General features: G+C 66.9%; 10 protein-coding genes. 7 read left to right on the top strand and 3 right to left on the bottom strand.

Annotation, left to right across the window (positions count from 1 at the left end):
- Positions 1–144 precede the first annotated feature (144 nt).
- From CRM90_RS10500 to ilvC, 3 genes are read left to right on the top strand one after another with little or no spacing between them, the layout of a single operon-like run.
- A complete protein-coding gene (locus tag CRM90_RS10500) occupies positions 145–2,040 on the top strand; it encodes an acetolactate synthase large subunit (protein ID WP_102806916.1) in 1,896 nt (631 codons plus the stop codon).
- Complete coding sequence (ilvN, locus tag CRM90_RS10495) at positions 2,040–2,552, top strand: acetolactate synthase small subunit (protein WP_036339188.1); 513 nt, start codon at positions 2,040–2,042, stop codon at positions 2,550–2,552. Before CRM90_RS10500 ends, ilvN begins: the two co-directional genes overlap by 1 nt.
- A gap of 51 nt (positions 2,553–2,603) precedes the next feature.
- Entirely contained in the window at positions 2,604–3,605 is a 1,002-nt protein-coding gene (gene ilvC, locus CRM90_RS10490) for a ketol-acid reductoisomerase (RefSeq protein WP_174714175.1), read from the top strand.
- A 60-nt stretch (positions 3,606–3,665) separates the two neighbouring features.
- Here ilvC and CRM90_RS10485 read toward each other — a convergent pair whose 3' ends face one another.
- Positions 3,666–4,232, bottom strand: a complete 567-nt coding sequence (locus CRM90_RS10485; RefSeq protein WP_102806915.1) for an EXPERA domain-containing protein — start codon at positions 4,230–4,232, stop codon at positions 3,666–3,668.
- Positions 4,233–4,314: 82 nt separating this feature from the next.
- Entirely contained in the window at positions 4,315–5,742 is a 1,428-nt protein-coding gene (locus CRM90_RS10480; RefSeq protein WP_102806914.1) for a phytoene desaturase family protein, read from the bottom strand.
- A 65-nt stretch (positions 5,743–5,807) separates the two neighbouring features.
- Between CRM90_RS10480 and serA the strand changes: the two genes are divergently transcribed.
- Positions 5,808–7,394 (top strand): phosphoglycerate dehydrogenase, encoded by a 1,587-nt coding sequence (gene serA, locus CRM90_RS10475; protein WP_102806913.1) that lies wholly within the window; start codon positions 5,808–5,810, stop codon positions 7,392–7,394.
- Positions 7,391–8,401: a 3-isopropylmalate dehydrogenase gene (locus tag CRM90_RS10470; protein WP_102806912.1), complete on the top strand. Its 1,011-nt coding sequence runs from the start codon at positions 7,391–7,393 to the stop codon at positions 8,399–8,401. Before serA ends, CRM90_RS10470 begins: the two co-directional genes overlap by 4 nt.
- Here CRM90_RS10470 and CRM90_RS10465 read toward each other — a convergent pair.
- Positions 8,398–9,585, bottom strand: coding sequence for an MFS transporter (locus CRM90_RS10465; protein ID WP_102806911.1), 1,188 nt, complete (start codon positions 9,583–9,585; stop codon positions 8,398–8,400). The two genes, CRM90_RS10470 and CRM90_RS10465, sit on opposite strands and share 4 nt — an antisense overlap.
- Positions 9,586–9,690: 105 nt before the next feature.
- Here CRM90_RS10465 and CRM90_RS10460 point away from each other — a divergent pair, with 105 nt between their 5' ends.
- Positions 9,691–10,467 carry a fumarylacetoacetate hydrolase family protein gene (locus CRM90_RS10460; RefSeq protein ID WP_102806910.1) on the top strand — a complete coding sequence of 259 codons (777 nt, stop codon included), beginning with the start codon at positions 9,691–9,693 and terminating at the stop codon, positions 10,465–10,467.
- Positions 10,467–11,957 carry a glutamate--tRNA ligase gene (gene gltX, locus CRM90_RS10455; protein WP_102806909.1) on the top strand — a complete coding sequence of 497 codons (1,491 nt, stop codon included), beginning with the start codon at positions 10,467–10,469 and terminating at the stop codon, positions 11,955–11,957. Before CRM90_RS10460 ends, gltX begins: the two co-directional genes overlap by 1 nt.
- Positions 11,958–12,018: the final 61 nt, after the last annotated feature.

Here is a 12,018-nt window from a genome sequence, read left to right as displayed (position 1 = left end):
TAATTGGCCAGCGCGTTGGTGCCGCGCTTGCCCCGACACGGGCATAGCCACACGCACCAGCGCGCAACCCTCGTACAGCCGCCGAAGCTGACGGGGGTTTTTTCTTGCCCGAAGAAATGAATCAGGACCGAAAAGGACGACATCGTGAGCGCACCCACGCGACCACCCGAGCCGTCGGCCACCGCCGACAGCCCAGGCGCAGCACATTCCGCCGGTAAGAACGGCACGACCGCCGCCAAGCGCGTCGCCCCGGAGCAGCTCACGGGCGCCCAGGCGGTAGTCCGCTCGCTGGAAGAGATCGGCGTCGAGACCATCTTCGGAATCCCGGGCGGCGCGGTGCTGCCGGTCTACGACCCGCTCTACGACTCCCAGAAACTGCGCCACGTGCTGGTCCGCCACGAACAGGGCGCCGGGCACGCGGCCAGCGGTTACGCCCACGCCACCGGCAAGGTCGGGGTCATGATGGCCACCTCGGGTCCGGGTGCCACCAACCTGGTCACCCCGTTGGCCGACGCGCAGATGGACTCCATCCCGGTGGTCGCCATCACCGGGCAGGTCGGTCGCAGCCTGATCGGGACCGACGCCTTCCAGGAAGCCGACATTTCCGGCATCACGATGCCGATCACCAAGCACAATTTCCTGGTGCGCAACGGCGATGACATCCCGCGGGTGATCGCCGAGGCATTCCACATCGCCTCGTCCGGCCGCCCCGGTGCCGTGCTGGTGGACATCCCCAAGGACATCCTGCAGGGGCAGTGCACCTTCTCGTGGCCGCCGCAGATGGACCTGCCGGGCTATAAGCCCAACACCAAGCCACACAGCAGGCAGATCCGCGCGGCCGCCAAGCTGATCGCCGAAGCTCGCAAGCCGGTGCTCTATGTCGGCGGCGGCGTGATCCGCGGTGATGCCACCGAGGAGCTGCTGGAGCTGGCCGAGCTGACCGGAATCCCCGTGGTCACCACGCTGATGGCCCGCGGGGCCTTCCCGGACAGCCATGAGCAGAACATGGGCATGCCGGGTATGCACGGCACCGTCGCCGCGGTCGCAGCCTTGCAGAAGAGCGACCTGCTGATCGCGCTGGGCGCCCGGTTCGACGACCGGGTGACCGGCAAGCTGGATTCCTTTGCCCCCGAGGCGAAGGTCATCCACGTCGACATCGACCCCGCCGAGATCGGTAAGAACCGCAACGCCGACGTGCCGATCGTGGGTGACGTCAAGCTGGCGATCACGGAATTGACTGAGGCGCTGCGCAAGACGGTCGGAGGGCAGGAGCGAAGCGACTCGGGAAATACACCCGGCTCGCCGAAGGCGAACCGGGACGGTTGGTGGAAGTACCTGAAAGGAATTCAGGAGACCTACCCGCTCAGCTACGACCCCCAGCATGACGGCAGCCTGAGTCCGGAATATGTCATCCAGCAGCTCGGCAAGATCGCCGGGCCGGACGCGATCTACGTCGCCGGCGTCGGCCAGCACCAGATGTGGGCGGCACAGTTCATCTCCTACGAAAACCCGCGCACCTGGCTGAATTCCGGCGGTCTGGGAACCATGGGCTACGCCGTCCCGGCGGCGATGGGCGCCAAGATGGCCCGGCCCGAGGCCGAGGTGTGGGCGATCGACGGTGACGGCTGCTTCCAGATGACGAATCAGGAGCTGGCCACCTGCGCGGTCGAAGGGGTGCCGATCAAGGTCGCCCTGATCAACAACGGCAACCTGGGCATGGTGCGCCAGTGGCAGACCCTGTTCTACGAAGAGCGGTACAGCCAAACCGATCTGGCCACCCACAGCCATCGCATCCCGGACTTCGTCAAGCTGGCCGAGGCGTACGGATGTGTCGGGCTGCGTTGCGAGCGTGAAGAAGACGTGATCGACGTGATCAACCAGGCCCGGGCCATCAACGATCGGCCGGTGGTGATCGACTTCATCGTCGGCGCCGACGCCCAGGTCTGGCCGATGGTCGCCGCGGGATGCGGCAACGACGAGATCATGGCGGCGCGCAATATCCGGCCGCTGTTCGACGACAACGAGGAGGGACGGGCCTGATGGCGGGAAATACTGTCACCCACACCCTGTCGGTGTTGGTCGAAGACAAGCCCGGTGTGCTGGCCCGAGTGGCCGCGCTGTTCTCCCGGCGCGGCTTCAACATCGAGTCGCTGGCGGTCGGAGCCACCGAGCAGAAGAACATGTCGCGGATGACGATCGTCGTCACCGCGGAGGAGACGCCCCTCGAGCAGATCACCAAGCAGCTCAACAAGCTGATCAACGTGATCAAGATCGTCGAGCAGGACGTCGAGAATTCGGTGCACCGCGAACTCGCGCTGATCAAGGTCCGCGCTGACGCAGGCACCCGCGGTCAGGTCATCGAGGCGGTGAACCTGTTCCGCGCCAAGGTGATCGACGTGTCCACCGAGTCGCTGACCATCGAGGCGACCGGCACCCAGGAGAAGATCGAGGCGTTCCTGCGGGTGCTCGAACCCTATGGTGTGCGCGAGATCGTGCAGTCCGGCGTGGTGTCACTGTCGCGCGGACCGCGCGGCATGACGAACGCCAAGTAAAGCCCCCACCGAAGAAAACAACAGAAGGAAAGTTCAATCGTGTCAGTTGAGATGTTCTACGACGATGACGCCGACCTGTCGATCATTCAGGGCCGCAAGGTCGGTGTGATCGGTTACGGCAGCCAGGGCCACGCGCACTCGCTGAGCCTGCGTGACTCGGGTGTGCAGGTCAAGGTCGGCCTCAAGGAGGGCTCCAAGTCTCGCGAGAAGGTCACCGAGCAGGGCCTCGAGGTCGACACTCCCGCCGAGGTCGCCAAGTGGGCCGACGTCATCATGTTGCTGGCCCCCGACACCGCGCAGGCCGAGATCTTCAAGAACGACATCGAGCCGAACCTCGAGGACGGCAACGCGCTGTTCTTCGGCCACGGCCTGAACATCCACTTCGGTCTGATCAAGCCGCCGGCCAACGTCACCATCGGCATGGTCGCCCCGAAGGGCCCCGGCCACCTGGTGCGCCGCCAGTTCGTCGACGGCAAGGGCGTGCCCTGCCTGATCGCCGTAGACCAGGACCCGAAGGGTGAGGGCCAGGCGCTGGCGCTGTCCTACGCCAAGGGCATCGGCGGTACCCGCGCGGGCGTCATCAAGACCGACTTCAAGGAAGAGACCGAGACCGACCTCTTCGGTGAGCAGGCCGTGTTGTGCGGTGGCACCGAGGAACTCGTCAAGGCCGGCTTCGAGGTCATGGTCGAGGCGGGCTACGCCCCAGAGATGGCCTACTTCGAGGTGCTGCACGAGCTCAAGCTGATCGTCGACCTGATGTACGAGGGCGGCATCGCCCGGATGAACTACTCGGTGTCCGACACCGCGGAGTTCGGTGGCTACATCTCCGGTCCGCGCGTCATCGATGCCGACACCAAGGAGCGGATGCGCGGCATCCTCAAGGACATCCAGGACGGCAGCTTCGTCAAGCGCCTGGTCGCCAACGTCGAGGGCGGCAACAAGGAGCTCGAAGCACTGCGCAAGAAGAACGCCGAGCACCCGATCGAGGTCACCGGCAAGAAGCTGCGCGACCTGATGAGCTGGGTCGACCGGCCCATCACCGAAACGGCTTAGTTTCGTTAAATTTCGGCGCGCTAACCGGTGTTCAGCACCGGTTAGCGCGCCGAACTGCGTTCAGGGCCGGCTGAACGGATGCGCCCGCCACATCCGGGCGGTCAGCAGGATCGGCACGATGATGTACGGCAGGTTGTAGGCCATCGCCTTCGGCGCGTTGGTGAACGTGTAGTCGTAGGCCGTGTTGCAGACCGCCTGGAAAAGGCTTGCGTCCCCGGCGAATCCGACCATCACCACGATGAACGTGGTCTGCACGACCATCCCGGTGTAGATGAACGACGGCTTGCGGATCCACTCCCGCCCGCGGATGAAGCAGTAGACCAGCAGTACGTAGAAGGTCCCGAAGACGACGGCCGACACGCTCGCGCCGACTTGAAGGAACCTCGGGTTGGCGATGAGTAACGGGTCGGTGCCGCCCGCATACACCTGGTAGACGACCCGGGCGAGGAAGAAGTCGGAGTCCGGGTCGGGGCGGCTCACCATGTTCACGATGTCGCCGGTGAACGAGGAGCCGATGAACACCGTGAACACGACGATGAAGAACCAGTCGTAGCGGCGTTCGCGCAGGGGGATGGGACTGCGTTCGGCAGCAACGGCATTGGTGATCGCAACCGGCGGAGTGGTCATGTCCGCTGATGGTAGGTCGTTACGACGGCACCGGTGACCGATTTACTGAAGTTACAACAGTAAGTGCATCTGTATAGCTGAATTATGGGGCGAGCGACGGCAGCGGCAGGCCGAATTCGCGCTTGAGCACCGTGCGCGCGGCGTAGTAGCCGCACATCCCGTGCACGCCGGTGCCCGGCGGAGTCGCCGACGAACTCAGGTACGCCTTGGGGATCGGGGTGGTCCACGGATTCCAGCGCAGCGTCGGCCCGACCATCGCCGCGAACAGCGTCGCCCCGCCGACGATGATGTCGCCGCCGACGTAGTTCGCGTTGTGCGCAGGCATCTGAGCCGCGGTCACACATCGCGAGGCCAGCACCAGGTCCCGGAATCCGGGTGCGGCGTTCTCGAACAGTCTGATGACTGTCTCGGTGACGTCCTCGGTCGAGTTCGACGGAACGTGCGCATACGTCCACAGCGGTCGGCGTCCCGCGGAGTCGATCCTCGACGGGTCGGACAGGTGCGGCAGCGCCGCCAACGTCATCGGCCACTCGGCGTGGCGCCCCGCGGCGATCTCCTTCTCGCCGTACGCCATCTGCGCGCGGGTCCCGCCCATGTGGACGGTGGGGGAGTTCGCCATCCGCTGGTCACGCCAGGGGATGTCGCCGGAGAGCACGAAGTCCACCTTGCAGACACCCGGCCCGAACTTATAGCGCCGCAAGGACTTTGCGTAAGAATCCGGTACCGCTGAGCCGTAGATGTCCAGCAGTGCGGTGGGCGCGGTGTCGTAGATCACCACACCCGGCGGTGGGGAGGTCACCGGCTCGCCGACCACCAGCTCGCCGCCGTGAGCCTGCAGATCCGCGAGCATCGCGTCGACGATCACCTGGCTGCCGCCGACCGGCACCGGCCAGCCCGCGGTGTGCGCCACCGTGCCGAGCATGATCCCGGCGCCACTGTTGACCGGCGACGGCATTGTCGAGATCGCATGGGTGCCAACGCCGGTGAACAGCGCGCGGGCGTCCTCGCCGCGCAGCACGCCCCACGCCGGGCTGCCCTGGGCGAGCACCCGCAGTCCCGATCGCACGGTGGTGAGGAGATCGGGTGGCAGCGAGCGCTTGTCGCCGAGGAAGAATCCGAGCACGCCATCGGGATGAGAGGCCAGCGGACCGAACAGCCGCCGCCACGAGCTGCCCTCGTCGAGTTCGGCGCAGGTGCGCTGCAGCGAGTGGTAGGCGATCGCGGCGGGCCGGTTCGGCAGCGGGTTCGCGTAGGAGATCTCCGGCACGACCAACTCGACGCCCCGCGCCGGGAGATCGAACTCGGCGAAGAAGGGCGAGGCCAGTGCCAGCGGGTGCACCGCCGAGCAGACGTCGTGGCGGATGTCGGGATACTCCGGGTCCGCCGCGGTGCGGGCACCGCCGCCGAACGTCGGCTGGCCTTCGATGACGCGCACCGACAAGCCGGCTCGCGCGCAGATGACGGCGGCCGCCAACCCATTGGGACCACTACCGACGACGGTCACGTCCACCGCCTAAGTAGACCGCACCACGGCCGATGATCGTCCACCGGGCGACAACCACTAGGCTGACCGGCGTGAATCTGCCCGTTGTGTTGATCGCAGACAAACTCGCCGAGTCGACCGTCGCAGCCCTGGGTGACCAGGTCGAGGTGCGTTGGGTCGACGGCCCGGACCGGCCGAAACTGCTGGCCGCCGTCGCCGATGCCGACGCGCTGCTGGTGCGTTCGGCCACCACGGTGGACGCCGAGGTCATCGCCGCCGCGCCCAAGCTGAAGATCGTCGCCCGGGCCGGCGTCGGCCTGGACAACGTCGACGTGGACGCCGCCACCGCCGCCGGGGTGCTGGTCGTCAACGCGCCGACGTCGAACATCCACAGCGCCGCCGAGCACGCGCTGGCCCTGATGTTGTCGGCCGCGCGGCAGATCCCCGCCGCCGATGCGACGCTGCGGGAGCACACCTGGAAGCGGTCGTCGTTCTCCGGCACCGAGATCTACGGCAAGACCGTCGGCGTGGTGGGTCTTGGCCGGATCGGACAGCTGGTGGCCCAGCGCCTGGCCGCCTTCGGCACCCACGTCATCGCCTACGACCCGTACGTGCCGGCCGCCCGTGCCGCCCAGCTGGGCATCGAGCTGATGTCGCTCGACGAGCTGCTGGCCCGCGCGGACTTCATCTCCGTGCACCTGCCCAAGACCCCGGAGACCGCCGGTCTGCTGGGCAAGGAGGCGCTGGCGAAGACCAAGAAGGGCGTGGTCATCGTCAACGCGGCCCGTGGTGGTCTGATCGACGAGCACGCCCTCGCCGATGCGATCACCAGTGGTCATGTGTTCGCCGCGGGCCTCGACGTCTTCAGCACCGAACCGTGCACCGACAGCCCGTTGTTCGAACTGCCGCAGGTCGTCGTCACCCCGCACCTGGGTGCCTCCACCGCCGAGGCTCAGGACCGGGCCGGCACCGATGTTGCGGCGAGCGTGAAGCTGGCGCTGGCCGGCGAGTTCGTGCCGGACGCTGTGAACGTCGGCGGCGGCGCGGTCAGCGAAGAGGTGGCGCCCTGGCTGGATCTGGCCCGCAAGCTCGGCCTTCTCGTCGGGGTGCTCTCGACCGGTGCCGCGTCGAACCTGTCGGTCCGGGTCTCCGGCGAGATCGCCTCCGAAGATGTTGAGGTACTGAAACTTTCGGCGCTGCGCGGATTCTTCTCGACGGTGACCGATCAGCAGGTGACGTTCGTCAACGCGCCCAACCTGGCCGCCGAACGCGGCCTGCAGAGCGAACTGACGACGGCGAGCGAAAGCCCGAACCATCGCAGCCTGATCGACGTCCGGGTGGTCGGTCCCGACGGCACCGCCACGAACGTGTCCGGAACGTTGTCCGGCCCGCAACAGGTCGAGAAGGTCGTCCAGATCAACGGGCGCAACTTCGATCTGCGTGCCGAGGGGGTGAACCTGGTGCTGCACTACTCGGATCAGCCCGGTGCGCTGGGCAAGATCGGCACCGTGCTCGGCAACGCCGACGTGAACATCCTGGCGGCCCAGCTGAGCCAGGACACCAGCGGCGAGGCCGCGACCCTGATGCTGCGGCTGGATCGCGACGTGTCCGATGATGTCCGGTCGGCGATCCGCACGGCCGTCGGCGCGACGACCCTGGAAGTGGTGGACCTGTCATGAAACTGGCGGTGATCGCGGGCGACGGTATCGGCCCGGAGGTGATCGGCGAAGCGCTGCAGGTGCTCGATGTGGTCCTGCCCGGTGTGGAGAAGGCCGAGTACGACCTCGGTGCGCGCCGCTATCACGCCAGCGGTGAGCTGCTCACCGAAGACACCATCGAGGAATTGCGCGGCTACGACGCCATCCTGCTCGGCGCCATCGGCGACCCGTCGGTCCCCAGCGGTGTGTTGGAGCGTGGGCTGCTGCTGAAACTGCGGTTCGCCCTGGATCATCACGTCAACCTGCGACCGGGTCGGCTGTATCCGGGTGTGGACAGTCCGCTGTCCGGGGTGACCGGTATCGATTTCGTTGTTGTGCGTGAAGGCACCGAGGGTCCGTACACCGGCAACGGCGGCGCGCTGCGCGTCGGGACGCCGCACGAGGTGGCCACCGAAGTCAGCGTGAACACCGCGTTCGGTGTCGAGCGCGTGGTGCGTGATGCGTTCGCCCGCGCGCAGTCCCGGCGCAAACACCTGACATTGGTGCACAAGACGAACGTGCTGACGTTCGCGGGCAGCCTGTGGTCGCGGGTCGTCGCCGAGGTCGGAGCCGAATTCCCCGACGTCGAGGTCGCCTATCAGCACATCGACGCCGCCACGATCCACATGGTCACCGATCCGGGGCGGTTCGACGTCATCGTCACCGACAACCTGTTCGGCGACATCATCACCGATCTGTCCGCGGCGGTCTGCGGCGGAATCGGCTTGGCCGCAAGCGGCAATATCGATGCGACGCGGACGAATCCGTCGATGTTCGAACCGGTTCACGGCAGTGCGCCCGACATCGCGGGTCAGGGCATCGCGGATCCGACGGCTGCGGTGATGTCGGTGGCGCTGCTGCTCGGCCACGTCGGCGAGGACGCCGCGGCGGCCCGGGTCGACAAGGCCGTCGCCCATCATCTGGCCACCCGCGGCGATGCCACGATGTCCACCCGCGAGGTCGGCGAGCGGATCCGCGCGGCGCTCTAGTCCCGTCGCGGCGGGTCCGTCGGGACCAAGGGGAACGCGACGAGCGGGAACAGTGCGCACACGGCAAAGGCCACCGGGTAACCGAGCACACCGATCAGCGCGCCGAACAGCGGCGGAACGATACCGGTGGTCAGCAGTTGGCTGGTGTTCTGCGCGCCCAACGCCCGGCCGCTCCAGAACGGCCCGGTGATCTCGGCGATCGCGGTGAACGCCAACCCGTTGTCGCTCACCGTGATCACCGACGCCGCGACCATCACCGCGATGCTCAGCGGTGAGTGCAGCGCGTCGGTCAGAGCCAACAGGAACATCGACGCCGCCGCGGCCAACGCGATCGTGCGAATCGGCCGTAGCCGCAGACCCAACCGGTCCGACCAGCGCCCGGCGGCGATGCGCCCCAGCGCTCCCAGGATCTGCGCGAACATCACCATCAGGCCGGCGGCTTCCGCGGACCAGCCGCGGTCGGTGATCAGCCACACCAGGGTGAATGTCCACACCACGCACTGCGGCACCACCAGTAGCACCGACACGGCATGGATGCGCCACAGCAGCGCCGAGCCACGATATGGGTTGGCCAGGTGCTCGGCCGGCGCCTCGGCGCGCGGGGGCCGTGGCGGATCGGCCACGGCGACGGCGCACACCACCGCTGCCACACCGCACACGATCGCCGGGAACAGCAGCGCGCCACCAACGCCGTGAGATTGGGCGAGCCGGGGAATCACCAACGCACCGAACGCCACTCCCAGCGGCTGGGCGGTCTGGCGGATGCCCATCACCAGCCCACGTTGATGTGGCGGAAACCACCCCACCACCAGCCGCCCGCTGGCCGAATTGCTGCTCGCGGCCGCCATTCCGCCCAAGAACAGGAAGACGCCCACCACGAACAAGGAGGGGGCTGCCGCCGCTGCGAGCGCCGCGGCGGCGGTCAGCGCGGAGCCGACCGCCAACACGAAACGCTCACCGACCCGGTCCACCACATAGCCCCAGGCGATCAGGGTGACGACCATGCCGAAGCTCGGCATCGCCGACACCAGACCGGATTTCGCCAGGTCGAGGCCCATCGTGGTGTGCAGGGTGGGAATGAGGAATGCGGCCCCGTTGATGAAGACGTTGGCGGACAGCGTTGCGAACAGCGCGATCACGAGCATCATCCATCGCCGCACGGTGCTGATCGCGTCGACGGCCATGCGCCCATGATTCCACCTGCGTCCCACAATGCTGAATCAGATTCTCAAAATATGAGACACCCGGGTCGTAGCGGGAGCCGATGGCCCGAGCACTAGGCTGTTGACATGCGCCTGGGTCGAATTGCCAGCCCCGATGGGGTCGCCTTCGTCAGTATCGAAGGAGACAGTGGGAGCGAAATCGTTCGTGAAATCGCCGAACATCCGTTCGGTACGCCGACGTTCACCGGCCGCACCTGGCCGCTCGCCGATGTGCGCCTGCTGGCACCGATCCTTGCCAGCAAGGTGGTCTGCATGGGCAAGAACTACGCGGCGCACATCGCGGAGATGGGTGGTGAAGCGCCGGAGGACCCGGTGATCTTCCTCAAGCCCAACACCGCGATCATCGGCCCCGGTGTGCCAATTCAGTTGCCTGCCAATGCTTCACCGGTACACCATGAGGGCGAACTCGCCGTGGTGATCGGCAGGCCCTGCAAGGACGTCCCCGCCGCCCGTGCCGCGGAGAACATCCTCGGCTACACCATCGCCAATGATGTGTCCGCCCGCGATCAGCAGAAAGCGGACGGCCAGTGGATGCGCGCCAAAGGCCACGACACGTTCTGCCCCGTCGGCCCGTGGATCGTCACCGACCTGGACCCCTCCGATCTGGAGATCCGCACCGAGGTCAACGGCGAGGTCCGCCAACTGAGCCGAACCTCGATGATGATCCACGACATCGGCGCGATCATCGAGTGGATCTCGGCGGTGATGACGTTGCTGCCCGGTGATCTCATTCTCACCGGCACCCCCGAAGGCGTCGGGCCGATCGAGAACGGCGACACCGTCAGCATCAGCGTCGAGGGCATCGGAACGTTGTCCAATCCCGTGATTCGAAAGGGCAATTGATGACCGCCGCCGCCAACGACACGGTGCGCGTGCGGTTTTGCCCGTCGCCGACCGGAATTCCGCACGTCGGGATGGTGCGCACCGCACTGTTCAACTGGGCCTACGCCCGGCATACCGGTGGCACATTCGTGTTCCGGATCGAGGACACCGACGCCGCGCGCGATTCCGAGGAAAGCTATGCCGCATTGCTCGAAGCATTGCGGTGGCTGGGTCTGGACTGGGACGAGGGGCCGGAGGTCGGCGGGCCGCACGAGCCGTACCGGCAATCGCAACGCACCGACTTGTACCGCGATGTGCTGGCGCGCCTGCTCGACTCCGGGGAGGCGTACCTGGCCTACTCCACACCGGAGGAGGTCGAGGCCCGGCATGTGGCCGCGGGCCGCAATCCCAAACTGGGCTATGACAATTACGACCGCGACCTGACCGACGAGCAGCGCGCCGCCTTCGCTGCCGAGGGGCGCAACGCGGTCATGCGGCTGCGGATGCCCGACGAGGACATCAGCTGGCACGACCTGGTCCGCGGCACCACGACGTTCGCCGCAGGCACGGTTCCCGACTTCGCCCTGACCCGGGCGACGGGAGAACCGTTGTACACCTTGGTCAATCCGGTCGACGACGCACTGATGAAGATCACCCACGTGCTGCGCGGTGAGGACCTGCTGCCCTCGACGCCGCGTCAGATCGCGCTGTATCAGGCGCTCATTCGGATCGGGGTGGCCGAGCGCGTGCCCGAATTCGCGCACCTGCCACCAGTGTTGGGGGAGGGCACCAAGAAGCTGTCCAAGCGCGACCCGGAGTCCAACCTGTTCCTGCACCGCGATCGGGGATTCCTGCCCGAGGGGCTGCTGAATTATCTGGCGCTGCTGGGCTGGGGGATCGCCCAGGACCGGGACATCTTCACCCTCGACGAGATGGTCGCGGCCTTCGACGTCGTCGACGTCAACTCCAACCCGGCCCGCTTCGACCAGAAGAAGGCCGACGCGATCAACGCCGAACACATTCGCCGTCTGGACGAGGCAGAGTTCGCCGCGCGGTTACGGGCCTACTTCGAGGCGCACGGTCACGACACCGGGCTGGACGATGCGGGTTTCGCCACCGCCGCGCAGCTGGTGCAGACCCGCATCGTGGTGCTCTCCGACGCGTGGTCGCTGCTGAAGTTCTTCGACGACGCCGCTTACGAGCTGGACCCCAAGGCTGCCGCCAAGGAGCTCGGCCCCGATGCCGCGCCGGTGCTGGCCGCGGCGATCACTGCGCTCGACGCGGTGGCCGAGTGGACGACGCCTGCCATCGAGGAGGCGCTGAAGGCGGCGCTGCTGGATAACCTCGAACTCAAGCCGCGCAAGGCGTTCGGCCCGATCCGGGTGGCGGTGACCGGATCCACGATCAGCCCGCCGCTGTTCGAGTCGCTGGAGCTGCTCGGTCGCGACCGCAGCCTGCAGCGACTGCGCGGAGCGCACGAGCGGGCCGGGGGGCCGGAAAAAGACGGGTAAAATCTTTGATAGTCTGCTCGTCGGCCCGCAACCACGGCGGAGCGGCCCTCACCCCCTGGGA

Source organism: Mycobacterium sp. ENV421 (genome assembly GCF_002887815.1).
In the GTDB taxonomy this organism is placed as follows: domain Bacteria; phylum Actinomycetota; class Actinomycetes; order Mycobacteriales; family Mycobacteriaceae; genus Mycobacterium.
This window is presented reverse-complemented; position numbering and strand designations above follow the sequence as displayed.